Origin of the sequence: Sphingomonas sp. Leaf4, assembly GCF_920939515.1 — a bacterium.
In the GTDB taxonomy this organism is placed as follows: domain Bacteria; phylum Pseudomonadota; class Alphaproteobacteria; order Sphingomonadales; family Sphingomonadaceae; genus Sphingomonas.
Window position 1 is genome coordinate 263,995 of the sequence record NZ_CAKLBB010000006.1, and the last position, 25,530, is coordinate 289,524.

Consider the following 25,530-nt stretch of genomic DNA (forward strand, 5'->3'; position numbering starts at 1 on the left):
TGTTCCTAGACCTTCGCGGGGGCGGCGAGGTTCAAATGACCCACGCGCCGGCATCGCGGTCGGCGGGCTTGAGCGTCAGGTCGTTGCGGACGGTGGGGCCGAGCGCGCGGATGCGGTCCTTGATATGCGCCGGGCGCGGGCCGTCGGGGGTTGCCACCGCATCGATCACATAGGGCGCGTTGACGCGGCGGGCGGCCTCTTCGGCCTGGGCGATCCGCTCGCCGTCCTCGCCGACGTCGGCGGCATCCTCGACATGGCGCGACCATTCGGTCCCGGTCCACCACGTCACGTCGCCGCTGGGCAGGTCGTTGCCGGTCAGCAGTTTCATGCCATTGCCTCCGCCGCGGTGGCCCATGCGCCGAGCTTGTCCTCGGCATCGGCCAGTTGCACCACTTCGCCGACGACGATCACCGCCGGGCTGCCGACGCGCTCGCGCGAGACCATCGGTCCGAGATCGGCGAGCAGGGTGCGCAGCGCGCGGGCGTCGGCATAGGTGCCGCGTTCGAGCACCGCGACCGGCATGTCGGGGGCGACGCCGTCGGCCATCAGCTTGTCGGCGATGGCCTCGGCGGTGGCGACGCCCATGTAGATCACCAGCGTGCGACCCTGTCCGGCGAGGCCCGACCAGTCCTGTTCGGAGAGGCCCTTGCACTGGCCGGCGACGAAGCTGACCGCCGACGACCAGTCGCGGTGGGTGAGCGGGAGCATCGCCCCCGCCGCGCAGCCGAGCGCCGCCGACACGCCGGGGATGACCTCGACGGGGAGGCCGGCGGCGCGCACCGCCTCGACCTCCTCGCCGCCGCGGCCGAAGATGAACGGATCGCCGCCCTTCAACCGGACGACGATCGCGCCGGTCTTGACGTGGGCGACGATCAGCGCGTTGATCGCCTCCTGCGGCAGCGTGTGGCGCGCGCGCTGCTTGGCGACCGAGATGCGCTGCGCGGTGGCGGGGGCATGGTCGAGGACGCGCGGGTCGATCAGCCCGTCGTGGACGACGACGTCGGCGGATTTCAGCGCCTCGACCGCGCGCACGGTCAGCAGGCCCGGATCGCCCGGCCCGGCACCGACGAGGATGACGCGCCCGCGCGCGGTGGGATCGAGTAGACTTGCCATGGTGGAATAGATGCGGGGCGGGCGGGGTTTGCGCAACCGACGCTTGCTTGGGGGACGGGTAGGGATTCTTTTCCTGTACCCGACCACCCCGTCATTCCGGCGCAGGCCGGAATCCATGGATACGGGCGGGTGCGATGGAGCCGCTACCGTCGCCTGTCCATGGATCCCGGCCTGCGCCGGGATGACGGGTGGGTGTCACCCGATCGCCTGCATCGCCCTTGCCTGCGCGGCGACCAGTGCCAGCGTCGAGGCGTCGGTGTCGAACACGCCGTACCAGCCCTGCGGTTCGTGCGGCGGATCGCCCATGTACTGGAGGTCGCCGGGGTGGAAGCGCCAGTCGGCGTTCTTCGTCCGCGCCTCGCCATTCCATGCCCAGAAGTTCGTGCCGGCGGTCGGCCCGCCGCTTTGCGCGTCGGCGAGTGCGAGGCGGTGGAGCAACTGGTAGAAGCGATCCTTGTAGACGATCGATGCTTTCGGATCGTTGCTGCCGCCGTCGCGCGGATAGCCGAATTCCTCGATCACCATCGGCTTGTTCAGATCGCGGGCGATGGCGATGTGCTTGCGGACATAGTCCTCGACCAGCGTCTCGCCCCGGGCATAGGTTCGCGCCAAGTCCTTCTGGTCGACCCAGGTCCAGTTGTTCGGCCAGACATGGACCGTCAGATAATCGATCGAATCGAACGCATGTTCGGTGCGAACGATGTCGGTCTGCTCAAGGCTGCCCTTCAACCCCTCGCTGCCGGTCGACACCAGATGATTGGCGTCGAGCGACTTGATGAGGCGCGCGGTGCCGTCGACCCAGCCATAGAAGTCGGGCAGCTTCGCATGCGCCAGATCACCCGCCGGGCGCGGTTCGTTGCAGAGCTGCCACGCCATCACCGCCGGATCGTCGCGGTACGGCTTGCCGGTCACGCGGTTGGTGCGCGTCACGACCGCGCGGACATAGGCGTGGTAGAGCGCCACCGCGCGGGCATTGCCGTAGAAGCGCGAATTCGAATTGGGGAATTCGGGCCATGGATGCTTGGGGTCGCCCATGTCGATCCACGGTTCGCCGACATAGCTGAGATAGGTCATCAGCCCGCCAGACCATTCCCAGAAGTTGGTCAGGCACAGCACGGCGGTCATCCCCCGCCGCGCGATCTCCGCCATCGCCCAGTCGAGCCCGGCGAGCATCGTTTCGTTATAATCGGCGTTGGCGGTGCGGAAGCCGGGCTTGATCGAATTGTTGAGCGGGCCTTCCTCGGCCGAGGCCATGATGCGCAGGTTGGTGACGCCCGCCGCCTTCAACCGGTCGAGCTCGCGCGACAGGCGGGCGCGGTCGCCGTAAGGCGCATCGGCACCGAGCCATGCCGCATACCACAGGTTCGCGCCGGCGAAGCGATAGGGCCTGTCGCCCTGCATCAGCCGCATACCGTCGCGGCGAATGAAGGGTCGGGCCGCCGTGGTGCCGGGCGGGGTCTGTCCGGTGGCGGCGCATCCCGCCAGAACCAGCCCGCCCGCAAGGACGGAACGACGATCGACCACGGCTCATCTCCCTATTTGTTTTTCTTATTCCTTTTTATCGCAACCGGCGGCGCTCGCAACCATCTTCATTCGGGCGAGTCGACATTCAACGATATGCCGTCCCGATCTGCTCCCCTCCCTGGAAGGGAGGGGTTGGGGGTGGGTTGGCCGGTTGCGGAGCGCTTGCGTTTCCTCGCGGGCCGACCCACCCCCGGCCCCTCCCTTGTCAGGGAGGGGAGCAGGCAAGCGCCGCCGTCTGGCTGAATGTCGATCCGGCCCTATTCGTTGGCAAGGCCGATGCCGATCGAGGCGCGCGGCTGTTCCGCCTCGGCCGAGACGACCGGATAGGCGCAGTAATCGGCGGCGTAATAGGCCGAGGGGCGGTGGTTGCCCGACCAGCCGACCCCGCCGAAGGGTGCGGCGGACGAGGCACCGTTGGTCGGCCGGTTCCAGTTGACGATCCCCGCGCGGATATTGGCCCAGAAGGCGTCGTAGAGCCGCGGGTCCTGCGCCACTAGCGCGGCGGACAGGCCGTAATTGGTGTTGTTCGCCTCGGCGATCGCATCCTCGAAACTGTCGACGCGGAATACCTGCAGCAGCGGGCCGAACAGTTCGATGTCGCTGCGCTCGGCGGTGTCGGACATGTCGATGATGCCGGGGGTGAGGAACGGCCGCCCCTCGATCAACCGGCGCAGATAGCGCAAGGGGCGGCCGCCGCGCGCGGACAGCGACAGGAAGCTTTCGGTCAACTGGTCGGCGGCGTCGTTGTCGATCACCGGCCCCATGAACGGCGCGGGATCGGCGTGCGGCTCGCCGATGATGAGCCGGTCGCACAGCCGGCCGATCTCCGCCAGCAGCGGTTCGGCCAGCCGCCGCTCGACGATCAGCCGGCGCGCGGCGGTGCAGCGCTGCCCGGCACTGGTGAAGGCGGACTGCACCACCAGCACGGCGGCCGAATAGAGATCGGGCGTGCCCCACACCACGATCGGATTGTTGCCGCCCATTTCCAGCGCGAGGATCTTGCCCGGCGTCTCGGCGAACTGGCGGTTGAGCGCGACGCCGGTGCGCGCCGATCCGGTGAACAGCAGCCCGTCGATGTCGGGGTGTTGTGACAGCGCGCGCCCTTGGTCCGCGCCGCCGATCAGCAGCCGCACGCACGCTTCGGGCACGCCCGCCGCACGGTAGCAGTCGATCAGGAACGCGCCCGACGCCGGGGTCTTTTCCGACGGCTTGAACACGATCGCATTGCCCGCGATCAGCGCGGGGACGATGTGGCCGTTGGGCAGGTGCGCCGGGAAATTATACGGCCCCAGCACCGCCAGCACGCCATGCGGCTTGTGGCGCAGCGCCATGCGCGTGTTCATCGGCGATTCGAGCCGGCGCTGGCTGGTGCGATCGCTATAGGCGGTGACGGAGATGTCGACCTTGGCGACGACCGTCTCGACCTCGCTGCGCGCCTCCCACAGCGGCTTGCCGGTTTCGCGGGCGATGACGTCGGCGAACGCCTCGGCGCGCTGGCGCACGACATTGGCGAAGCGGCGCAGCGTCTCGACGCGGAAGGTGAGCGGACGCGACGCCCAGTCGGCCCAGCCGGCGCGCGCGGCGGCGACTTCGGCATCGGCATCGCCGATGGCACCGCGCCACAGCGTTGCCCCGGTGGCGGGTTCGGTCGAGACGAGTTCGGCCATGATAGGGTGATCGACTCCTGAAACTAACTCGTTCTTGGACCAGAACGGACCGGGATGCCAGATTTGTGGAATGGTGGGTAATGCCTCCGTCATTCCCGCGAAGGCGGGAATCCATTGCCGCAACGGCTGTGATGGAAGCGCTATGTCAGCGTATATGGGTCCCCGCCTGCGCGGGGACGACGGAAATAGCGGGTGGCGCGCCATTTCGCCATTCCGGCGAAAGCCGGAATCCACGGATGGGGTGACGTCGCGTTTTCATCGATACGGCCCGTATCCATGGATTCCGGCCTTCGCCGGAATGACGATGGGTTCAGCGCAGCGCATCCCCCATCCGCCGGATCGCGGCGACCTTGGCGTCCAGCGGCGCCCAGTCGTCGCGCTCGGCGATCGCCGCCCAGATCGCCTCCACCTCGTCGATCAGCATCGAACAGGGGTGGGCGTCGGACCAATAGGGGTGCGAGCGGTCCTTGCGCGGCCGATAGTCGGACAGCAGCGCGCGGACCTCCTCGAACGGTGTCCAGTCGTCGCCTTCGGGCAGCCAGCCGCCGAACGCCTCGTGATAGAAGCGGTCGAGCGGCATGCGGGAAGCGGCAAGCGCGCGGACGACGGCGTCGTGCAGCGCGCCGTCCTCCGCTTCCCCGCGCGGGGACACGCCCAGCCGCCACAACAGCGCATCGGCGGCGGCGCGGGCGAAGCGGGCGGGATAGGTTTCGAGGATCGCGATCAGCGGTTCGGCCGGCGACAGGGTGCGCAACGCCACCGCCAGTTGCATCGCGTTCCAGTGCATCGCGTCGGGCTGGCGGCCATAGGCATAGAGCCCCTGATGGTCGAAATAGGCGGCGGTGAACCCGGCATCCCAGTCGCGCGCGAACCGCCACGGGCCGTAATCGAAGCTCTCGCCGGTCAGGTTGATATTGTCGGTATTGAGCACGCCGTGGACGAAGCCCGCCGCCATGAACTGCGCGGCGAGCGTGGCGATGCGGCCGACCGCCGCGTCGAACAGCTCGACCGCCGGTTCGGCCCCCGGCGTGCGGTGGTAGAGGCGGGTCAGCACATAATCGACCAGCCGCGCCATCGCCTCGCCGTCGCGCTCATAGGCCAGCCGCTGGAACGTGCCGATGCGGACATGGCTGTGGTTCAGCCGCACCATCACCGCTGACCGGGTGGGCGAGGGTTCGTCGCCGCGCACCAGCTCCTCGTGCGTCTCGATCAGCGACAGGGTGCGCGAGGTCGTGACGCCCAGCGCCTCTAGCATCTCGGTGGCGAGGATTTCGCGTAACCCCCCTTTCAGCGTCAGCCGGCCGTCGCCGAACCGGCTGTACGGCGTCTGCCCCGATCCCTTGGTGCCCAGATCCATCAGCCGGCCCGCGCCATCCTCAAGCTGCGCGAAGAGGAAGCCGCGCCCGTCGCCGATGTCGGGGTTGTAGTGCTGGAACTGATGGCCGTGATAGCGCAGCGCCAGCGGCTGCGGCAGGCTGCCGGGCAGGGCGGCGAAGCGGGCGAAATGGGTGATCCACTCCGCGTCGGTGAGCGTCAGCACCCCGTCGTCACCCCGGACTGGTTCCGGGGTCCACGGTTCGGCGGACGGTGCCGCTTCGATTTCGGACGTTATCGCCCGTGGCCCGGTGGACCCCGGAACCAGTCCGGGGTGACGGGATGGCGTGATCCCGATCTGCGCCGCCGCGCGGTCGTTGCGGTAGCGCAGCGTCGCGTCGGGAAACGCCGCCGCCTCGACGGGATCGAAGAACGGATCGCCCAACGCCAGAATATCGGTGCGGGGACGATAGCGAGCGGGTTGCGGGTTTTCGGCCATGCGGCGATATGGGGGACGATGGCGCTCCCCGACAAGCAACGCTGCACCGATGGCTATTGGTGGTCGAACGACGGCCTGCGGCTGCATTACCGCGACTATGCCGGCCGCGACGATCGCCCGGCGATCCTGTGCCTCCACGGCCTGACGCGCAACGCGCGCGACTGGGACGACGTGGCCGGGCGGCTGGGCGGCGAATGGCGGCTGATCGTGCCCGAAATGCGCGGGCGTGGTGAGAGCGGCTATGCGCGCGATCCGATGACCTATGTGCCGCTCGTCTATCTCCAGGATGTCGAGGCGCTGCTCAACCAGCTCGACCTGCCGCGCGTCGTGGCGTTCGGCACCTCGCTCGGCGGCATATTGACGATGCTGCTGGCGGCGACCGATCGCGACCGGATCGCCGCCGCGCTGCTGAACGACGTCGGGCCGGAACTCGACCCGGTGGGGCTGGGGCGGATTCGCGGCTATGTCGGCAAGCAGGTGAGCCACCCGACATGGATGCACGCCGCGCGCTGCATGGCGGAGGGGAACGCGGCGGTCTATCCCGGCTATGACGTTCATGACTGGCTGCACATGGCCAAGCGGCTGCACCGGCTGACCTCCGCCGGGCGCATCCAGCTCGATTATGACATGCGCATCGCCGAGCCGTTCCGCGTGCCGGGCAACGAGGCGGGGCCGGACATGTGGCGCGCGTATGAGGCATTGGCGGGCAAGCCGGTGGCGATCGTGCGCGGCGCGCTGTCCGACATCCTGCCCGCGCGGGTGGCCGAAGCGATGGCGCAGCGCATCGACGGGGCGGAGTTGACCGTCGTGCCCGACACCGGCCATGCCCCGACGCTGAACGAAGCGCCGGCGCAAGCCGCGATCGACCGGCTGCTCGCACGGGTGGCGGGCGCATGAGCGCGCCGGTCCGCATCCTCCACCTCCATTCCTCCTTCGCCTATGGCGGCAAGGAGGCGCGCGCGATCCGGCTGATGCACGCCTTTGGCCGGAGTGCGACGCACACCATCGTCTCGGGCGTGCCCGAGCGCGTCGAGGCGCAGGCGGCGATCGGCCGGCATATCGACTGGCAGATCGCGCAGAATCCGCCGCCGCTGACCGGCAAACCCTCGGTCGCGCGGTACGAGGCGATCGCGAACTTCCTGCGGCGGTTCGATCTGGTGCTGACCTATAACTGGGGCGCGATCGACGGGGTGATGGCCAAGCGCGTGTTCGCCAAGGGCCTGCCGCCGGTGATCCACCACGAGGACGGCTTCAACGAGGACGAGGCGACCCGGCTGAACCCGGTGCGCAACATGTATCGCCGCATGGCGCTGTCGGCGGCGCACGCGCTGGTCGTGCCGTCGGACAAGCTGATGGCGGTCGCGCGGGGGCCGTGGAAACAGCCCGAGGCGCGGCTGCACCTGATCGGCAACGGTGTGCCCGTCGACAAGTTCGCGCAAGGCGTCGCGGTGGACGCGATCCCCGGCTTCCGGCGCAGGCCCGGCGAAGTGGTGATCGGCGCGGTCGCGGGCCTGCGCGACGTGAAGGACCTGCCGCTGCTGGTCCGCGCGGTCGGCGGCATCGCGGTCAAGGTGCGGCTGGTGATCGTCGGCGAGGGACCGGAGCGGCAGGCGATCGTCGACGCCGCCGAGGCGATGGGCATCGACGACCGCGTCCATCTGCCCGGCTTCCTGCCCGAAGCATGGCGCTACATGGGGCTGTTCGACATTTTCGCGCTGTCGTCGAAGAGCGAGCAGCAGCCGATCTCGGTCATGGAGGCGATGGCGGCGGGGCTGCCGGTCGTGGCGCCACCGGTCGGCGACATCGCGTCGATGGTGGCGCCGGAAAACGCGCTCTACATGGGCATCGACCGCCACGAGGTTCACCTGCGCGACCGGCTACAGGCCCTCGCCACCGACCCGCAAGCGCGCCGCAAGGTCGGCGAGGCGAACCAGGCCAAGGCCCGCGCCGCGTTCGACGAGGCGGCGATGATCGCGAAGTACAAGGCGCTCTATGAGAGTGCGATCGGCCGGCCGGGGGCGTTGGGATAGGGCCGATCGATATTCACGCTCCCATCGTCACCCCGGACTTGTTCCGGGGTCCACCTGGCCCCAAACGCTGTCGATACAGCCGCAAGGCGCACCGATTGCCGAGCCGTGGACCCCGGAACAAGTCCGGGATGACGATGGGATAGCTGGTTCGGCCGAAAATGACGAAGATCGGCCAGCAATGCTGAATGTCGATCCCGCCTGGGGCTGCTTGCCGCCGCGCCGGGGCTGCTGATACTATCGTCCGAAACATGCGCCGGACGGGCGCGGGGGAGGGGGCGGAATGCGGCGATGGATCGGGTGGTGGCCGGCGGCGTTGCTGCTGATGCCGGCGGCGGCGGATGCGCAGCGGCCCGCGTCGCCGCAGCGTGCCGTGCTGGATGTCGATATCGACGGGGACGGCCGGCCGGACCGCTTCGACCTGCAATTCGACCCGATGGTGCAACAATTCTGGGTGACGGTGACGCTCGGCACCGGCATGACGCTCGTCCCGTTGTCAGGCCGGATCGATCCCGACCGGGTCAGGTTGTCGCTGACGGTTCGCGCCGGGCGTGGCGACATCCGCTGCGCCGAATGGCGGCCGGTCGCCACGGGCAACGGCCTTGGGTGCGGCGCTGTGGTGACGTCGCACTCGCAACCCGATCGGCTGGTGCTGGTCGATACCGGCGCGGCGAAATTCCTGCTGATTTATGGCCGACAGCTAGAATGGGGCGGACGTCCGCCGGCGGCCAACGTGCCGGTCCATTTTCAGGTGATGCCGGCGATCGAGGGCGCGGTGCAGCCGATACCATGAACGGTCGGGGGGAACGGGATATGCGGCGATGGTTGGCGATCGGTTTTCTGCCCCTGATCGGGGCGATGGCCGTGCAGGACAAATCCGACAAGGATATTGTCGTAGTCGGACCTTCCTTGAACGTCCGTCCCGGCGAGTGGCTGTTCGAGCGCGGCAAGACCTTTCCGCTTGGGAATTATCCGGGGCGTCGTGTGATGCCGGGTTTCAAATATCGCATGTGCATCGGTGAAGGGGACATGCGCGATGCGATTGGCATGATGCTGGGAGCCGATCCGGGGATGGCGGGCAGTGGCACCTGTGCCCCGCCGAAGTTGAGAATAGCCAACGGCCGGATCGAAGGCGGCTATCGATGCAGCTTTGGCAGGCATGAATTCGTCCAGCGGGTATCGGGTACCGTCGTTGCCGAAACGGTCGATCTGACGATCAACAGCACCTATGAATTGTCGAACGGCAGCATCACGCCGTTTCGTTCGACGTTGAAGGCCCGCAGACTGGGCGAATGCCCGCCGAAATAGCCATCGGTCCCCGGCGTGTCGGCCATGACCGGGGGTGCCCACGCAATTTGCTCGCGTTCGTGCTACCCTGCCACTATTGAACGCCGGATGCGGTCGGCACAAATGCCGTCGGCCGGCTTGGTTCCAGCGGAGGTCACGTTGTTCAAAGGTCTGTCGCCCATCGTCTATAACGGCCGCGAAGTCTGGCCGCTGATCGAAGGGGGCAAGGGCGTCGCCGCGACCAATCACGCATCCGCCGGCGCTTGGGCGGCGGCGGGCGGGATCGGCACCGTCTCGGCGGTCAACGCCGACAGCTACGACCCCGACGGCAAGATCATTCCGCAGGTGTACAAGGCGCTGACCCGCCGCGAACGCCATGAGGAACTGATCGAATATGCGATCGAGGGCGCGGTGCAGCAGGTCCGCCGCGCGTGGGAGATCGCCGGCGGCAACGGCGCGATCAACATCAACGTGCTGTGGGAAATGGGCGGGGCGCAGCGTATCCTGCACGGCGTGCTGGAGCGCACGCGCGGCCTCGTCTCGGGCGTCACCTGCGGCGCCGGCATGCCCTACAAGCTGTCGGAGATCACCGCATCCTATGGCGTGAGCTATCTGCCGATCGTGTCGTCGGGCCGCGCGTTCCGCGCGCTGTGGAAGCGTGCCTATTCCAAGGCGTCGGAATGGCTGGCGGCGGTGGTGTATGAGGATCCGTGGCTGGCCGGCGGCCACAACGGCCTGTCGAACGCCGAGGACCCGCTGGCCCCGCAAGATCCGTATCCCCGCGTGAAGGCGCTGCGCGACACGATGCGCGAGGGCGGCATTTCCGACGACGTGCCGATCGTGATGGCCGGCGGCGTATGGTATCTGCGCGACTGGAGCGACTGGATCGACAATCCCGAGCTGGGCAAGATCGCGTTCCAGTTCGGCACCCGGCCGCTGCTGACGCAGGAAAGCCCGATCCCGCAAGGGTGGAAGGCGAAGCTGATGGAGATCGAGGAAGGCGACGTGCTGCTGCACCGTTTCTCGCCGACCGGTTTCTATTCGTCGGCGGTGCGCAACCCGTTCCTGCGCCAGCTCGAAGCGCGCTCCGAACGGCAGATCGCCTTTTCCAAGCAGGAAGCGGGCGACCATGTGTTCCAGCTCGACGTAGGCGTGAAGGGCCGCAATTTCTGGGTGACGCAGGGCGATCTGCTGCGCGCGCGCGAATGGTTCGGCCACGGCTTCACCGATGCGCTCAAGACCCCGGACAACACGCTGGTGTTCGTCACTCCCGAGGAAAAGGGCGAAATCCGCAAGGATCAGGCCGACTGCATGGGCTGCCTGTCGCAGTGCAGCTTTTCGAGCTGGGCCGACAGCGAGACGAATTCGACCGGGCGGCTGGCCGATCCGCGCAGCTTCTGCATCCAGAAGACGTTGCAGGACATCGCGCACGGCGGCGATACCGACCGCAACCTGATGTTCGCCGGCCACGCCGCGTACAACTTCAAGCGCGATCCATTCTATTCCAACGGCTTCGTGCCGAGCGTGAAGCAACTGGTCGACCGCATCCTGACCGGCGACTGATGCGGACGGCACCCGGGTTGACGCTGTCGCATCGGGCGGCGCTGGCCCGGGTGGCGCACATCCTTGGGGCCGCGCGATCGCCGTGGTGGGTGATCGCGGGGGCGGCCGTCGCTCTGCACGGCGTTCCGGACATGATGGTCGACGACATCGACGTCCTCATCGACGCGGACGATTTCGGGCTTGTCACGGCGGTGCCCGAGGTCTGGTCGCTCGATCCCGGTCACAGCGACCATTTCCGGTCGGCCCGCTATGCGGCTGCCGTACTTGCGGACATCCATGTCGAGTTCATGGCCGGGCTGACGGTCCGGCGGCGTGGGGACTGGGTTCCGGTCGTACCACGGTCGCGCGAAGCGGTGCGTCTTGCAGGGGGAACCGTGTTCATCCCCGATCGCATCGACCTTGCCGAAATGCTGACGCTGTTCGATCGCCCGAAGGATGTGCGCCGGGCGGCACAGTTGCGCGGGATGGCCGGGGGGTAGCGGTCCGCCCCGGCCGTTCCCGTTCGATCAATCGTCGGCAACGGTGCCGACCACCGCGCCGCCGACGCCGCCGACTGCTGCGCCCTTTTCCACGCTGCCGCCGGTCGCGGCGGCGATGCCGGCACCGCCCGCCGCGCCGATCGCGCCGCCGCGCAGCGTCGAACAGGCGGCCAGCGACGAGCCGGCGGCAAGGGCGAGGACGAGCGTTGCGAATTTCTTCATGGGTTTACCTCCTGTTACGCGGGACGCCCCATGAAATGGCTTGCGCCGCGACAGGTTCCGAACCGTCGCTTGGGCCACACAAAGAAACATTGCAGCGTCGGTTCAGCTCGCCCAGACTAGGTTGCGATGATGAAGTCCGCCCTGATCGTTCGTCATGTCCCCTACGAAGGCTGCGCCGGCTATCGCGCGCCGATCGAGGCGGCGGGCTATGCGCTCGACCGGATCGACGTGACCGATCCGGCGTTCGCCACCGCCGATCTGACCGCGCCCGACCTGCTGATCGTGATGGGCGGGCCGATGGGGGTGTACGACACCGCCGACCACCCGTGGATTCCCGGCGAGATCGCCGCACTTGCCCGACGGCTGGCGGCGGATCGCCCGACGCTCGGCATCTGCCTTGGCGCGCAGATGGTCGCGGCGGCGCTGGGCGCGGCGGTCTACAAGGGGCCGGCGTGCGAGATCGGGTTCGATGCCATCGAGCTGACGCCAGGGATCGCCTCGCCGCTGCGCCATGTCGCGCAGGTGCCGGTGCTGCACTGGCACGGCGATACCTTCGACCTGCCGCACGGGACCGAGCTGCTGGCGACGACCGCGCGCTATCGGCAGGGGTTCCGGCGGGGGAGCAACCTGCTGGCGCTGCAATTCCATGCCGAGATGGGCGAGGACGAACGCTTTACCGCATGGCTCGACTATCTCGACTGCCCGATGCACCGGGCGGGGCTGGTCGCGGCCTATCGCACCCATGGCCCGGCGGCGGTGCGCGCCGGACAGGCGATGATCGCCGAGTGGCTGACCGGGCTGGGAGCGTAAAGCCGATCAGCGGTCGAAATGCGGGTGCGGCTGGCGGTGGATGTTGCCGTCGCGGCGGCTGTTGAAGCGGTGCCAGCGGCCGTGCATGTCGCGGCGCAGCGGCGCGCCGCACCCCAGGCAGCGCGAGCGCGCATCGATATTGTCGTGCCAGATCGACCGCTTGCGCGGGGTATGCTTGCCGAGCGCGCAAGAGAAAAGCGCGACGATTCGCCGGATCATCTTCGATTCCCCAAGTAATGCTGCACTACAGCATAGCGTGATCCGGGCGATAGGACGAGGCACGTAAACGAAGCGTTGCGACGAAGCGCGATGTGCGTGAAACCGCTCTACCGCCGCAACCCGTCGAGCACCTGATCGGGCGGGCGGTGGCCGTCGGCCCAGACGCGGATGTTGGTGATGACCTTTTCGCCCATCGCGATTCGGCCCTCTAATGTCGCCGACCCCATGTGCGGCGTCATCATGACGTTGGGCAGCGCCAGCAGCCGCGGATCGATCCGCGGTTCATGCGCCCATACGTCGAGCCCCGCGCCCGCCAGCCGCCCGGCCTCCAGCGCGTCGACCAGCGCCTCCTCGTCGACGATCCCGCCGCGCGAGGCGTTGATGAGATAGACATGGGCACCCAGCAGCGCGATCCGCCGCGCGTCGATCAGGTTCTCGCTGTCGGCGTTGCGCGGCGTGTGGATCGTCAGCAGGTCGACCGTGCGCAGCATCGCGTCGAGATCGTCGTGCCATATCGCGCCGAGGTCCGCCTCGACGACGGCGGGCAGGCGGTGGCGGTTGTGATAATGGATCGACAGGCCGAACGCGCGCGCCCGCCTGGCCACCGCCTGGCCGATGCGACCCATGCCGACGATGCCCAGCGCCTTGCCGCCGATGCGGTGGCCGAGCATGCCGCCGGGGCTCCACCCCTTCCACTCGCCCGATCGCACCAGCTTCTCGCCCTCGGCCAGCCGGCGCGGCACGGCGAGGATCAGCGCCATCACCATGTCGGCGGTGTCCTCGCTCAGCACGCCCGGCGTGTTGGTGACGGGAATGCGCCGCGCGCGGGCGGCGGCGAGGTCGATATGGTTGACCCCTGCGCCGTAGCTGGCGATCAGCCGCAGCCGGTCGGGCGCGGCCGCGATCAGCGCGGCGTCGATGCTGTCGGTGACGGCGGGGACCAGCACGTCGCAATCGGCCATCGCCGCCGCCAGCTCATCGCGCGAAAAACCATGGTCGTCGGCGTTCAGCACCGCATCGAACAAGGTCGTCATGCGTTCCTCGACGGCATGTGGCAATTGCCGCGTCACATACACGCGCGGACGGCGGAGCGGGGGCGAAGCGGCGACCATATCCACGGATTGGCGGCAAGCCGGGGAATCGTCAACGGGCTGTCCGATGCGCGGCCGTGACGATAGAGGCAGAATTTGGTTAAGGGGGACAGGAAATGAAGCGGTTCGGACGACAGGCGTTGCTGGCGAGTGCGGTGGCGACGCTGCTCACCACCCTTCCGGCCGACGCGCAGCGTCGCAAGCCGCCCTATTACGCCTCGGTCGCGGCGGGCGAGGCGCGGATGCGCAGCGGGCCGGGCAAGAATTATCCGACGCAATGGGTCTATCGCCGCGCCGACCTGCCGATCAAGGTGGTCGACGTGTATCAGGACTGGCGCCGGGTCGAGGACCCCGACGGTACGCGTGGCTGGTTTCAGGTCGGGCTCTTGAGCGACCGGCGCACCGCCTATGTCGCACAGGACATGGTCGAGCTGCGCGCCTCGCCGCAACCGGGCGCGGCGGTGGCGTGGCGCGCGGCGAAGGGCGTGGTCGGGCGGCTGTCGCGCTGCACCGGCGGCTGGTGCTATTTCGACGTGCGCGGGCGCGGCGGCTATGTCGAACAGGCGCGGCTGTGGGGCGTCGATCCGGGCGAGGCGATGTAGGCCGTTCTGCTCCCCTCCCTGGACAAGGGAGGGGCCGGGGATGAGTAGGCCCGTGGCAGGCGCGACATCCCCTCGCGGACCGACCCACCCCCGACCCCATCCCTTGTCAGGGAGGGGAGGAACAGCTCCAGCACGTTTTCCGCCATTTACTGCCCCGCCGTATCGGGCGATACCATCCGGCACTATCGGAGACGGGGCAGCATGGTGAAATGGTGGTTGGGCGTGGCGTTGCTGGCATTGGGACAGGCAGGCATGGCGAGTGAGGCACCGGTCCCGGCCAAACCGGGCGACCTGACGCTGGAGCGGGTCTTCGCCAGCCCCGACCTCAACGGATCGGCCCCGCAGAGCCTGAAACTCTCGCCCGACGGCAAATACGTCACGCTGCTGCGCAACCGTGCCGACGAGCGCGAGCGGTTCGATTTGTGGGCGATGGACACCACGACGCGCGAATGGCGGATGCTGGTCGACAGCAAGAAGGTCGGCACTGGCGCGGCGCTGTCCGAAGCCGAAAAGATGCAGCGCGAGCGCGACCGCTCGCTCACCGGCAAGCGCGGCATTCTCGCCTATGACTGGTCGCCCGACGGCAAGTCGATCCTCGTGCCGTTGGACGGCGACCTGTATCTCGCGACGATCAACGGCGACGTCCGCCGCCTGACCAACAGCGAGAGCGGCGAGCTGAATCCCGTGGTCAGCCCGGCGGGCGGCTATGTCAGCTTCGTGCGCGACCAGAATCTCGTCGCGCTCGACCTGAAGTCGGGGCGCGAGACGCCGCTGACGACCGAGGGCAGGGACACCGTCCACTTCGGTGAGGCGGAGTTCGTCGCGCAGGAGGAAATGGGCCGTCGTACCGGGTACTGGTGGTCGCCCGGCGACCGGCTGGTCGCGGTCGAACGCTTCGACGAGGCTCCGGTCGGCATCGTCACCCGCTCGGCGATCGGTGCCGAGGGGACGAGCATCTACCAGCAACGCTACCCGAAGGCGGGTACGCCCAATGTGCTGGTCGACCTCTACGTCATGAAGCCTGATGGTTCGGGCAAGGTGAAGGTCGATCTCGGCCCCGATCCCGACATCTATCTGGCGCGGGTCGACTGGACCCCCGATGGCAAGGCGCTGCTGGTCCAGCGGCAGAACCGCGCGCAGACCCGGCTCGACATGCTGCGCGTCGATCCGGCGACGGGCATGTCCACCGTGCTGTTCACCGAACAATCGGGGCCGGATAGCTGGATCAACCTGTCCGACGCCTATCAGCCGATGAAGGACGGCAGCATATTGTGGTGGTCCGAACGCGACGGCCACGGCCATCTCTATCGCTGGAAGGCGGGCAACTGGACGCAGTTGACCAAGGGCGACTGGGCGGTCGGCGATCTGGCCGGGGTGGATGAGGCGAAGGGCCGCGTCTATTTCCTCGGCAACAAGGACGATGTCCTCGAACGCCAGCTCTATTATGTCGACCTCGCGCGGCCGGGCACCGTCACCCGGCTGACCGAGCGCGGCTGGTCGTATGGCGCGTCGATGGACGGCAAGGCCAGCCGGCTGATCGTCACCCGCTCCAACCCCGATCAGCCCGCGCAAATCTATCTGGCGGACACCACCGCCAAACGGCTCGCGTGGATCAACGAGAATGCGTTGAAGGGCGATCACCCCTATGCGCCCTATGTCGCCAGCCACCGCCCGACGCAGTTCGGGACGGTGAAGGCAAAGGACGGATCGACGCTCCACTGGAACATGATTACGCCGGTGCTGGAACCGGGCAAGCGCTACCCGGTGTTCTTCTCGCACTATGGCGGCCCGCACAGCCAGGTCGTGCGCCGGGCGTGGGGCGGGGCGCTGCGGCAATATCTGGTCGATCGCGGCTGGATCTGGTTCGAGATCGACAATCGCGGCTCGCCGGATCGCGGCAAGGCGTTCGAGGATCAGATCCACCACGCGATGGGCAGCGTCGAGGTCGAGGATCAACTGGCCGGCGCGGACTATCTGAAATCGCTGCCGTTCGTCGCGTCCGACAAGATCGCGACCTATGGCTGGTCCTATGGCGGCTATATGACATTGAAGCTGCTAGAGAAGGCACCGGGCGTGTTCGCCGCCGGGGTCGCGGGTGCGCCGGTCAGCCGGTGGGAGTTGTACGACACCCATTATACCGAACGCTACATGGGCGATCCGCGTCAGGTGCCCGAGGCATACGCCGCGTCGGCGACCGTGGCGGATGCCGCGAAGATCACCGATCCGCTGCTGCTGATCCACGGCATGGCCGATGATAATGTGGTGCTCGAACATTCGACCGCGATGATGGCGGCGATGCAGAAGTCGAAGACGCCGTTCGAGCTGATGCTCTATCCGGGGCAGACCCACCGTGTCGGTGGTCCGGGGATCAGCGAACATCTGTGGGGAACGATCCTCGACTTCCTCGACGGGACCGTTGCTGCCAAGTAACGACCGCTTTTGATTGCGGGACGACTTGCCCCCGTGGTACGGTAACGTCCGTACTTCGGGGGGAGTCGGACATATGAGCGAAGCAGGGGTTTCCATCGCACCGGTCACGGGCCGTGCGCGGATCGATGTGCTGGACGTGCTGCGGGGCCTCGCGATCCTCGGCATCTTCTACATGAATGTCCCGACCCAGGCGTCGTCGGTGACGAAACTGTTCGCCGACCCGCGCCTGGTCGGCTGGACCCCGCTCGACAAAGGGGTGTGGGTCGCGGTCGACGTGTTCCTCGAAGGGACGCAGCGCGGCGTGCTCGAACTGTTGTTCGGCGCGGGGTTCATGGTGCTGACCGCGCGGGCGATGCGCCCCGACGGACCGGTGGCGATCGCCGACCTGTTCTTCCGTCGCACGCTCTGGCTGCTCGCCTTCGGCCTCGTCAACGTGTTCGTCGTGCTGTGGGTCGGCGATATTCTGACGGTCTATGCCATCGCCTCGCTGTTCCTGTTTCCCTTCCGCCTGCTGGGGCCAAAGGCACTGGTCGCGATCGGCAGCCTGTTCGCGCTGACCATGGGGGTGATGGGCACATTGGAGTATGTCGAGCGCGTGCCGATGGTCGCCAGGGTCGAACGCGCGCAGGCGGCACAGGCGGCGGGCCGCCCGGTCGCGGCGGCCGATGCCAAGGCGCTCGGCGAATGGAACGAGAAGATCGCCAAGCGCCAGCCGACCGAGAAGATGGCGAAGGATCTGGTCGAGGAACGCAAGGCGCATGCAGGCGGCTGGCTGCCCTATGCGCACTATATGTGGACGGCATGGCTGACCTTCATGGTCGGCAAGGGCTTCCTCGGCATCGCCATCGTCGAGGCGTTCTGCATGATGCTGATCGGCGTCGCGCTGTGGAAATGGGGCGTGACGCAGGGGCTGCGCAGCGCGCGCTTCTATCTGGGGCTGATGGTCGTCACCTATGGGCTGGGGCTGGGCGCGCGCATCGTCGGGGTAAGCGAATTCCTTGCCTTCCTGCCGATTCCCAAGACGCTGTGGATTACCGAGGAGGCGGGGCGCATCCTCACCTCGATCGGCCATGTCGCGGCGATCAACCTCGCGATGAAGTCGGTGGGCGGCATGGCGGTGTTGAAACCGTTCAAGGCGGTCGGACGGATGGCGTTCTCGGTCTATTTCCTCGAACAGATCATCGGGCTGCACATCCTCTTCGCGCCGTACGGTTTCGACCTGTGGGACCGGTACGGCCATGCCGCGCAGTTCGCCATCGGCACCGCGGTCATCGTCTTGTGCACTATCGTGGCGAACCTGTGGGCGCGGTCGTTCGTCAACGGGCCGCTGGAATGGGCATGGCGCAGCCTCGCCTATTGGGAATGGCAGCCGTTTCGCCATCCGCGGCTCCGCGAACCGCTGCCCGGCCCCACGCTGGGGGTGGCCTGACTTTACAATTCGGTCCGATTGGCTATGCCGCGCGCAAGATTTGATCGCGGAGTAGGCTAGTGGGTTATCGGGTAGTGGTCGCCGGCGCGACCGGCAATGTCGGTCGCGAAATGCTGAACATCCTCGCCGAGCGGGAATTCCCGATCGACGATCTGGCGGTGCTCGCCTCGTCGCGCTCGGCCGGCGAGATGGCCGACTTCGGCGAGACCGGCAAGCAGTACAAGATCCAGAACATCGAGCATTTCGATCCCGCCGGCTGGGACATGGCGCTGTTCGCGATCGGCAGCGACGCGACCAAAATCTATGCGCCCAAGTTCGCGGCGGCGGGCTGCGTGGTGATCGACAATTCGTCGCTCTACCGCATGGACCCCGACGTGCCGCTGATCGTGCCCGAGGTGAACCCGGAAGCGATCGACGGCTACAAGGTCAAGAACATCATCGCCAACCCCAATTGCTCGACCGCGCAGATGGTGGTGGCCCTGAAGCCGCTGCACGATGCCGCGACGATCAAGCGCGTCGTCGTCGCCACCTATCAATCGGTGTCGGGCGCGGGCAAGGCGGGGATGGACGAGCTGTTCGAACAGAGCCGCAACATCTTCGTCGGCGATTCGGCCGATCCGGTGAAGTTCACCAAGCAGATCGCGTTCAACGTGATCCCGCACATCGACAGCTTCCTCGACGACGGGTCGACCAAGGAAGAATGGAAGATGGTGGTCGAAACCAAGAAGATCCTCGATCCCAAGATCAAGGTCGTCGCCACCTGCGTCCGCGTGCCGGTGTTCGTCGGCCATAGCGAAGCGATCAACATCGAGCTGGAAAACGAACTGTCGGCGCAGGACGCGCAGAACATCCTGCGCGAAGCGCCCGGCATCATGCTGGTCGACAAGCGCGAGGACGGCGGATACGTTACGCCGATCGAATGCGTCGGCGAATTCGCGACCTATGTCAGCCGCGTGCGCGAGGATTCGACCGTCGAGAACGGCCTGGCGCTGTGGTGCGTGTCGGACAATCTGCGGAAAGGTGCCGCGCTGAACGCGGTGCAGATCGCCGAACTGCTGGGTCGTCGGCATCTGAAAAAGGACTGACCGGTACGGTATCGCACCGGGCCTGCGGCCCGGTGGCGAGCCACTCCTAAGCAAATCTTAAGTCCGCCAGCCGTATACCCTTTGCTATCGCAGGAGGGATGGATGGACGATTCCATCGGATATGTCGGGACGTGGGATGCGATCTGCCGGTCGCAGGCAGTGGTCGAATTCGGTCTGGACGGCGTGGTATTGTGGGCCAACGACCGCTTCCTCAAGGTGATGGAATACCGGCTCGACGAGGTGGCCGGGCGGCACCACCGCATGTTCTGCACCGTCCATGATACCGCCGAACCGGACTATGGCGATTTCTGGCGCAAGCTGGGCAGCGGCGCGTTCGACACCGGACTGTATCGCCGCGTCTCGCGCAGCGGCGAAGAACGCTGGTTGCAGGCGACCTATAACCCGATTCTCGACGAGCACGGCCGCCCGGTCAAGATCGTCAAGATCGCCACCGACCAGACGCGGCAGGTACGGCTCGAACTCGAAGTGCAGCAGCGTTTCGACGAAGGCATGCGCTATCACCGCGAGTTGCAGGACCAGCGCAACGAATTGCAGACGGCGGTGACGCAGCTTGCCGGCATCGTCGCGACGATCGGCGGCATCGCGTCGCAGACCCGGCTGGTGGCGCTCAACGCCGCGATCGAGGCGGCGCGCGCCGGCGATGCCGGGCGCGGCTTCGCGGTGGTCGCGACCGAGGTGCGCAAACTGGCCGACGACACCCGCAGCGCCACCGAACGCGCCTCGGCGATGCTGAAGGATCACGAAGGCGTGATGCTGGCGGCGTGAAGCCGGCAGCGTGATCCCCGCCCATCAATAACCGGTGTAACGCCCCGGCCGGTGCCACGCGATCAGGATGCCGCTGATCGCTGCCGCGCTCAGCGCCGACCACGCGATCAGCGTCGGCGTGACCACCGCGAACGAGGCGAGCAGGATGGCGATGTCGATCGCCACCTGCGTGCGGCCTGCATTCCACCCGCGCGTGCGTTGCAGCCACAACGTCACCACGCCGGTCCCGCCGACCCCGGCATCGTGCCGCGCGAGCGCGAGGATGCCCATGCCGATGACGGTTCCCCCGGCGATCGCGGCAAAGGCCGGATGCACCTCGACGATGCGAATGCCATAGCGCGCGAGGCTGGAGAACAGCGCGATCCCGCCGTTGACCGCGATCGTCCGCCACATGAAGCGGCTGCCCATCGCCGCGCGCGCGAACAGGAAGAACGGGATATTGAGGAGCGTGAACAACACTCCGGTCGGTAACGGCACCAGATAGCCGACCAGCAGCGCCACCCCGGCGATCCCGCCCGTCACCAGCCCGGCGGCGCGCAGCAGCGCAAGGCCGAGCGCGATCATCACGCAGCCGACGGTGATGGCATAGACATCCTCGGACCGGCTGTGCGGTACGGCGTGCGGGGGGACGGCTGGGGCGATGGCGGCGGACTCCGGCGAAGAAACCGGCACCCCCTCCCACATTGTTCTTTTGTTGCGTCGGCTGTAGCGGGGTGCGGCCCGGCGGGGAAGGGGGCGCGTCGCTCGACTTGGGGCCGCCACCCGCCTATCGCCCGGGACGACGATCCTTTTTTCGCGGAGCCGCTGCCTTGTCCGACGTCGCCACCCATCGCTTCGCCAGCTTCGACGGACAGGAAATCGTCTGGCACGAGGTCGGCGAAGGCCGGCCGGTGGTGCTGATCCACGGCTATTTCAGCGACGCGATGACCAACTGGATCCGCTACGGCCACGCCGCGAAGATCGCCGCCACCGGCCGCCGCGTCATCATGCCCGACCTGCGCGCGCACGGGGGCAGCGCCCGGCCGCACGATGCCGCCGCCTATCCGCCCGATGCGCTGGCCCGCGACGGCATGGCGCTGCTCGCGCATCTCGGGCTCACCGACTATGATCTCGGCGGTTATTCGCTGGGCGCGCGCACGGTGGTGCGGATGCTGACGATGGGCGCGGCCCCGGCCAGGGTCGTGCTGAGCGGCATGGGGCTGGAAGGGCTACTCGACACCGGCGCACGCGCGGCGCATTTCCGCAACATCCTCACCAACCTTGGCAGCTTCGAGCGCGGATCGCCCGAATGGATGGCGGAGGCGTTCCTCAAGACCACCGGCGGCGATGCGGTGGCGTTGCTCGGCATCCTCGACACGTTCGTCGATACGTCGCGCGACGAAGTGGCGGCGATTCGCCAACCGGTGCTGGTGCTGGCCGGAAAGGACGACGACGACAACGGCAGCCACGCCGCGCTCGCCGATCTGCTGCCCGACGCGCGGCTGGCCGAAACGCCCGGCAACCACATGAGCGCGGTGACGAAACGCGAACTGGGCGAGGCGATCGCGGGGTTTCTGGGCGAGTAAGCTCCCCTCCCTGGAAGGGAGGGGCCGGGGGTGGGTAGGGTCGCGAGGAAACGTTGCGCCAGCCAACCGGCCGACCCACCCTAACCCCTCCCTGTCAGGGAGGGGCTTTAAGACTATTCCCTGACCGGCCCGCCGATCGACCATGTGAACCCGAACGGGTCGGCGACCTGCCCATAGCGGTCGCCCCAGAACTGGTTGTCGAGCGGCATCGTCACCGTGGCACCCGCCGCCGTCGCCCGATCGAACGCGGCATCGGCGTCGGCCACCTGCAGATGCAGCGTCATCGCCGCCGGAGCGCCGGTGGGCCCGTGATATTCGGGGAAATCGTCGTTTAGCATCACCGACCCGCCGTTGATCTTCAGATGTGCGTGCATCACCCGCCCGTCCTCGGTCGGCATCCGCTGCACCAGCTCCGCGCCGAACGCCGCCTGATAGAAGGCGATCGCCTCGTCGGCACGGCGGTCCGCGATGGTCAGGTGGGGGATGACGCCGGGATAGTCGTCGGACATGGCTCGCTCCTTTCAGGTGACGGGTTGCTCGAACTTCTCCAGCACCCATTCCTCTTCCTGCGCGGCGGCGATCCAGTCCTGCAGCCACGGATGGTTGAGCAGGGTGATGATATAGCCCATCGCGAAACGCGGGCAGGGCAGCGAATAGGTGACGATGCGCGTCGCCACCGGCGCGAACATCGCATCGACCGCACCGAAGCCGCCGAACAGGAAATCGCCGCCATGGCCAAAGCGCGCCCGCGCCTGCGCCCATAGCTCGTAGATGCGCGACAGGTCGGCCAGCACGTCGTCGTCGGGCTGCACCGGGTCATACACCTGCCGCACGTTCATGCTGTGCTTGCGACGCAGCGCGGCGAAGCCCGAGTGCATTTCCGCCGCCATCGACCGCGCCATCGCCCGCGCCGCGGCGTCGGCGGGCCAGAAACGGTCGCCGCCCGACTTTTCGTTCAGATATTCGACGATCGCCAGACTGTCCCACACGACGATCTCGTCGCCGTCCCACAGGATCGGGACCTTGCCCGACGACGGGGCGAACTCGTCACCCTCGCGCCGCCGGTCCCAGTCGGCGTCGTAGAGCGGCACGACGACTTCCTCGAACGGCAGGCCCGACAGCTTGGCCGCCAGCCAGCCGCGCAGCGACCATGAGGAATAGGCCTTGTTCCCGATGATGAGCTTCAGCATGGGGCGGGTGGTGCCACGCCCTGCGGGACGTGTCGAGCGGTTGGAACTGACTGTTTGGCAGAACGATCAAGACAGCGACCCGCACAGCGTCGGCGGGCTGCCCGATCGGTCGTGCGAACTGGGCGCAGCGGCGATCATGGCGTTCGGCATCGCGCTGCAGCTGTCGGTGGGCGCGGGGTTGTTGGCGTCGCGGGGCGTCTGATCCCGGGGCACGAATCGTCATTCCGGCGCAGGCCGGAATGACGAGGTGGGTTCAGCCGAGCGACTCGATCACCGCCGCGCGCAACTCCGCGATCCCCATGCCCTTCTCGCTCGATGTCGAGATGACGTCGGGATGCGCCGCCGGGCGCTTGCGCACTTCCTCGGCCACCGCGGCATAGACCGCGTCCAGCTCGCTCGCCTTGATCTTGTCGGTCTTGGTCAGCACGATGCGATAGCTGGTCGCCGCCTTGTCGAGCATCGTGAAGACCTCGCGGTCTACATCCTTGATGCCGTGACGCGAATCGACCAGCACCAGCGTGCGTTTCAGCACCTGCCGCCCGCGCAGATAATCGTTCACCAGATAGCGCCACTTGCGCACCATGTCCTTGGGCGCCTTGGCGAAGCCATAGCCCGGCATGTCGACCAGCCGGAATTTCAGCGGCGTGCCGATGTCGAAGAAGTTCAGCTCCTGCGTCCGCCCCGGCGTGACCGAGGTCCGCGCCAGCGACGTGCGCCCGGTCAGCGCGTTGAGCAGCGACGACTTGCCGACGTTCGATCGCCCGGCAAAGGCGATCTCGGACACGTCGGGGCTGGGCAGATGTTCGAGCGACGGCGCGGATTTCAGGAACTGGATCGGCCCGGCAAAGATCTTGCGCGCCGATTCGATCAGTTCCTCGTCGAAGCGTGCGTCGCCTGGCGGGGCGGGGGGAGGCGTATCGCTCACTTCGCCGCCGCCTGCTTGAGCGCCGGATGCCGTGCGTACAGCAACTGCTGCTGCGCGATGGTCAGCAGATTCGACGTGATCCAGTAGACCTGCAGGCCCACCGCGAACGGGGCCATGACGAACATCAGCACCCATGGCATCAACCCGAAGACCTGCTTCTGCATGTCGTCCATCGGCGCCGGGTTCAGCTTGAATTGGAAGTACATCGAAATGCCCAGCAGCACCGGCACGATGCCGATCGCGAGGAAATGCGGCGGGGTGAAGTCGAGATAGCCGAACAGGTTCAGGATCGTCGCCGGATCGGGTGCCGACAGATCCTTGATCCACCCGACGAACGGCTGGTGCCGCATCTCGATGGTCAGCAGCAGCACCTTGTACAGCGCGTAGAAGATCGGAATCTGGATCAGCGTCGGCAGGCAGCCGGCAACCGGATTGACCTTTTCCTCCTTGTAGAGCTGCATCATCTTCTGCTGCAACTGCGCCTTGTCGTCCTTGTAGCGCTCCTGCAGCACCTTCAGCTTGGGCTGCACCGCGCGCATCGCCGCCATCGACGCGAACTGGCGCTGGGCGACCGGGAACATCAGGCCACGGATCGTCAGCGTCAGCAGGATGATCGCCACGCCGAAATTGCCGACGAGGCGGAACAGCCAGTCGAGATAGACGAAGATCGGCTCTTCGACGATGCGGAACCAGCCCCAGTCGATCGAGCGCGAGAAATAGGGCACGCCCTGCTCCTCATAGGCGTTGAGGAGCTTGTTCTCCTTGGCACCGGCGAAGAAGCGCGTCGTCTGCGACAGCGCCTGTCCTGGTGCTACCGCCGCCAGCGTCGGCGAACGATAGTCCGCCTGATGCCGCTGGTCGCCACCGCGCAGCGACAGCGTGTGCTGCACGCCCTGATCGGGGATCAGCGCGGTCATCCAATAATGGTCGGTAAAGCCGAGCCAGCCGCCCTTGGTGGCGAAGGTCTCGGGCTTCTCGTCGATGTCGGTATAGTTGACGTCGAACTTCACGCCGTTGCCGGCTTCATAGACCGGGCCGACCTGGATCGTCATCGTATCCTTGTCGACCGGCGCGCCGCGCCGGCTGAGCAGGCCATAGGTCGCGACCTGCACCGGCTGCGCCCCCGCATTCGCCACGCTCTGGCGGATGGTGAACATATAGCCGGTGTCGACCGCGATCTGCATTTGATACCGCTGGGTGCCGACCGTCGTCGACAGCGTCACCGGCGTCTGCGGGGTCAGCTTCGTCGCGCTCGCGGTCCACAGCGCGTCGGCGGGCGGCGCGGTGATGCCGGTGCCGCTCCAGCCGAACTGCGCGAAATACGCATCGGCGGTGCCCGACGGCGACAGGAGGCGGACCGGCGGCGAATCGGGGGCGATCGTCTCGTTGTGGCGCACCAGCACGAGGTCGTCGATCCGCCCGCCGCGCAGGTTGATCGACCCGCGCACGCTGGGCGTCTCGATCGCGATACGTGGGCTCTCGCGCAACACCAAAGTGCGGTCGCGGATCGCGTTCACGCTGTCGGCGGCGGGATCGGCCGATGGATTGGCGACGGCCTTGGCCTTGCCGTCCTCGACCTTCACGACCGGCGGATTGGCGGCCGGAAAGAAGCGGTTGGCGACATAGGGCCAGCCGAACAGCACCAGCGCCGCCAGCACCGCGAACAGCAGGAAATTCTTCTGATCGTCTTTCACGCGCTTGGT

27 protein-coding genes are annotated in these 25,530 nt (G+C 67.3%); 14 read left to right on the forward strand and 13 right to left on the reverse strand.

The annotated features are described in order from the left end of the window. Nucleotides 1-31 precede the first annotated feature (31 nt). The 5 genes from LRA89_RS11130 to LRA89_RS11150 all read right to left on the reverse strand — a co-directional run bounded on the left by LRA89_RS11130 (nt 32) and on the right by LRA89_RS11150 (nt 6,117). Nucleotides 32-328, reverse strand: a complete 297-nt coding sequence (locus LRA89_RS11130) for a DUF2849 domain-containing protein (RefSeq protein ID WP_230770193.1) — start codon at nt 326-328, stop codon at nt 32-34. Next, on the reverse strand, nt 325-1,113 hold the full coding sequence (gene cobA / locus LRA89_RS11135; protein WP_230770194.1) for a uroporphyrinogen-III C-methyltransferase: 789 nt from the start codon (nt 1,111-1,113) through the stop codon (nt 325-327). Before cobA ends, LRA89_RS11130 begins: the two co-directional genes overlap by 4 nt. A 195-nt stretch (nt 1,114-1,308) precedes the next feature. Beyond that, entirely contained in the window at nt 1,309-2,637 is a 1,329-nt protein-coding gene (locus tag LRA89_RS11140) for a glycoside hydrolase 5 family protein (RefSeq protein ID WP_230770195.1), read from the reverse strand. A gap of 257 nt (nt 2,638-2,894) precedes the next feature. Then, nucleotides 2,895-4,304 (reverse strand): succinylglutamate-semialdehyde dehydrogenase, encoded by a 1,410-nt coding sequence (astD, locus tag LRA89_RS11145; protein ID WP_443024963.1) that lies wholly within the window; start codon nt 4,302-4,304, stop codon nt 2,895-2,897. A gap of 310 nt (nt 4,305-4,614) precedes the next feature. After that, nucleotides 4,615-6,117 (reverse strand): protein adenylyltransferase SelO family protein, encoded by a 1,503-nt coding sequence (locus LRA89_RS11150; protein ID WP_230770196.1) that lies wholly within the window; start codon nt 6,115-6,117, stop codon nt 4,615-4,617. A gap of 18 nt (nt 6,118-6,135) precedes the next feature. On the opposite strand from LRA89_RS11150, the gene LRA89_RS11155 reads away from it, so the two are divergent. The 6 genes from LRA89_RS11155 to LRA89_RS11180 all read left to right on the forward strand — a co-directional run bounded on the left by LRA89_RS11155 (nt 6,136) and on the right by LRA89_RS11180 (nt 11,473). Next, nucleotides 6,136-7,014 (forward strand): alpha/beta fold hydrolase, encoded by an 879-nt coding sequence (locus LRA89_RS11155; protein ID WP_230770197.1) that lies wholly within the window; start codon nt 6,136-6,138, stop codon nt 7,012-7,014. After that, nucleotides 7,011-8,147 carry a glycosyltransferase gene (locus tag LRA89_RS11160; protein WP_230770198.1) on the forward strand — a complete coding sequence of 379 codons (1,137 nt, stop codon included), beginning with the start codon at nt 7,011-7,013 and terminating at the stop codon, nt 8,145-8,147. The genes LRA89_RS11155 and LRA89_RS11160 overlap by 4 nt, the downstream gene beginning before the upstream one ends. 280 nt (nt 8,148-8,427) lie before the next feature. After that, nucleotides 8,428-8,937 carry a hypothetical protein gene (locus tag LRA89_RS11165; RefSeq protein WP_230770199.1) on the forward strand — a complete coding sequence of 170 codons (510 nt, stop codon included), beginning with the start codon at nt 8,428-8,430 and terminating at the stop codon, nt 8,935-8,937. A 32-nt stretch (nt 8,938-8,969) separates the two neighbouring features. Then, nucleotides 8,970-9,452, forward strand: coding sequence for a hypothetical protein (locus LRA89_RS11170; protein WP_230770200.1), 483 nt, complete (start codon nt 8,970-8,972; stop codon nt 9,450-9,452). A 138-nt stretch (nt 9,453-9,590) separates the two neighbouring features. Beyond that, a complete protein-coding gene (locus LRA89_RS11175) occupies nt 9,591-10,994 on the forward strand; it encodes an NAD(P)H-dependent flavin oxidoreductase (RefSeq protein WP_056497503.1) in 1,404 nt (467 codons plus the stop codon). Then, entirely contained in the window at nt 10,994-11,473 is a 480-nt protein-coding gene (locus LRA89_RS11180) for a hypothetical protein (RefSeq protein WP_230770201.1), read from the forward strand. Before LRA89_RS11175 ends, LRA89_RS11180 begins: the two co-directional genes overlap by 1 nt. A 27-nt stretch (nt 11,474-11,500) precedes the next feature. Here the strand turns inward: LRA89_RS11180 and LRA89_RS11185 are convergent, their stop codons facing one another. After that, a complete protein-coding gene (locus LRA89_RS11185; protein WP_055760315.1) occupies nt 11,501-11,695 on the reverse strand; it encodes a hypothetical protein in 195 nt (64 codons plus the stop codon). A 129-nt stretch (nt 11,696-11,824) separates the two neighbouring features. Here LRA89_RS11185 and LRA89_RS11190 point away from each other — a divergent pair, with 129 nt between their 5' ends. Continuing rightward, nucleotides 11,825-12,505, forward strand: a complete 681-nt coding sequence (locus tag LRA89_RS11190) for a glutamine amidotransferase (RefSeq protein WP_230770259.1) — start codon at nt 11,825-11,827, stop codon at nt 12,503-12,505. Nucleotides 12,506-12,511: 6 nt separating this feature from the next. On the opposite strand, the gene LRA89_RS11195 is transcribed toward LRA89_RS11190, so the two are convergent. Both LRA89_RS11195 and LRA89_RS11200 read right to left on the reverse strand, forming a co-directional pair. Further along, a complete protein-coding gene (locus LRA89_RS11195) occupies nt 12,512-12,724 on the reverse strand; it encodes a hypothetical protein (RefSeq protein ID WP_055760318.1) in 213 nt (70 codons plus the stop codon). A gap of 107 nt (nt 12,725-12,831) precedes the next feature. After that, nucleotides 12,832-13,836 (reverse strand): 2-hydroxyacid dehydrogenase, encoded by a 1,005-nt coding sequence (locus tag LRA89_RS11200; RefSeq protein WP_443024965.1) that lies wholly within the window; start codon nt 13,834-13,836, stop codon nt 12,832-12,834. A gap of 95 nt (nt 13,837-13,931) precedes the next feature. Between LRA89_RS11200 and LRA89_RS11205 the strand changes: the two genes are divergently transcribed. The 5 genes from LRA89_RS11205 to LRA89_RS20550 all read left to right on the forward strand — a co-directional run bounded on the left by LRA89_RS11205 (nt 13,932) and on the right by LRA89_RS20550 (nt 20,147). After that, nucleotides 13,932-14,417, forward strand: coding sequence for an SH3 domain-containing protein (locus tag LRA89_RS11205; RefSeq protein WP_055760324.1), 486 nt, complete (start codon nt 13,932-13,934; stop codon nt 14,415-14,417). Between the two features lie 201 nt (nt 14,418-14,618). Continuing rightward, complete coding sequence (locus LRA89_RS11210) at nt 14,619-16,847, forward strand: S9 family peptidase (protein WP_443024966.1); 2,229 nt, start codon at nt 14,619-14,621, stop codon at nt 16,845-16,847. Between the two features lie 73 nt (nt 16,848-16,920). Continuing rightward, entirely contained in the window at nt 16,921-18,276 is a 1,356-nt protein-coding gene (locus LRA89_RS11215; RefSeq protein ID WP_230770203.1) for a DUF418 domain-containing protein, read from the forward strand. Between the two features lie 59 nt (nt 18,277-18,335). Next, nucleotides 18,336-19,361 carry an aspartate-semialdehyde dehydrogenase gene (locus LRA89_RS11220; protein ID WP_055760333.1) on the forward strand — a complete coding sequence of 342 codons (1,026 nt, stop codon included), beginning with the start codon at nt 18,336-18,338 and terminating at the stop codon, nt 19,359-19,361. 102 nt (nt 19,362-19,463) lie between these two features. Beyond that, on the forward strand, nt 19,464-20,147 hold the full coding sequence (locus tag LRA89_RS20550) for a methyl-accepting chemotaxis protein (protein ID WP_055760336.1): 684 nt from the start codon (nt 19,464-19,466) through the stop codon (nt 20,145-20,147). Nucleotides 20,148-20,171: 24 nt separating this feature from the next. On the opposite strand, the gene LRA89_RS11235 is transcribed toward LRA89_RS20550, so the two are convergent. Further along, nucleotides 20,172-20,819, reverse strand: coding sequence for a YitT family protein (locus tag LRA89_RS11235; protein WP_055760338.1), 648 nt, complete (start codon nt 20,817-20,819; stop codon nt 20,172-20,174). A 137-nt stretch (nt 20,820-20,956) separates the two neighbouring features. On the opposite strand from LRA89_RS11235, the gene LRA89_RS11240 reads away from it, so the two are divergent. Next, entirely contained in the window at nt 20,957-21,712 is a 756-nt protein-coding gene (locus LRA89_RS11240) for an alpha/beta fold hydrolase (RefSeq protein WP_230770204.1), read from the forward strand. 113 nt (nt 21,713-21,825) lie between these two features. On the opposite strand, the gene LRA89_RS11245 is transcribed toward LRA89_RS11240, so the two are convergent. Continuing rightward, nucleotides 21,826-22,221 carry a VOC family protein gene (locus LRA89_RS11245; protein WP_230770205.1) on the reverse strand — a complete coding sequence of 132 codons (396 nt, stop codon included), beginning with the start codon at nt 22,219-22,221 and terminating at the stop codon, nt 21,826-21,828. A 12-nt stretch (nt 22,222-22,233) separates the two neighbouring features. Next, nucleotides 22,234-22,902, reverse strand: coding sequence for a glutathione S-transferase (locus LRA89_RS11250; RefSeq protein ID WP_230770206.1), 669 nt, complete (start codon nt 22,900-22,902; stop codon nt 22,234-22,236). On the opposite strand from LRA89_RS11250, the gene LRA89_RS11255 reads away from it, so the two are divergent. Further along, on the forward strand, nt 22,877-23,104 hold the full coding sequence (locus tag LRA89_RS11255) for a hypothetical protein (protein WP_230770207.1): 228 nt from the start codon (nt 22,877-22,879) through the stop codon (nt 23,102-23,104). The two genes, LRA89_RS11250 and LRA89_RS11255, sit on opposite strands and share 26 nt — an antisense overlap. Nucleotides 23,105-23,155: 51 nt before the next feature. Here LRA89_RS11255 and yihA read toward each other — a convergent pair whose 3' ends face one another. Both yihA and yidC read right to left on the reverse strand, forming a co-directional pair. Next, nucleotides 23,156-23,827: a ribosome biogenesis GTP-binding protein YihA/YsxC gene (gene yihA, locus LRA89_RS11260; protein ID WP_230770208.1), complete on the reverse strand. Its 672-nt coding sequence runs from the start codon at nt 23,825-23,827 to the stop codon at nt 23,156-23,158. Beyond that, entirely contained in the window at nt 23,824-25,521 is a 1,698-nt protein-coding gene (yidC, locus tag LRA89_RS11265) for a membrane protein insertase YidC (RefSeq protein ID WP_230770209.1), read from the reverse strand. Before yidC ends, yihA begins: the two co-directional genes overlap by 4 nt. Nucleotides 25,522-25,530: the final 9 nt, after the last annotated feature.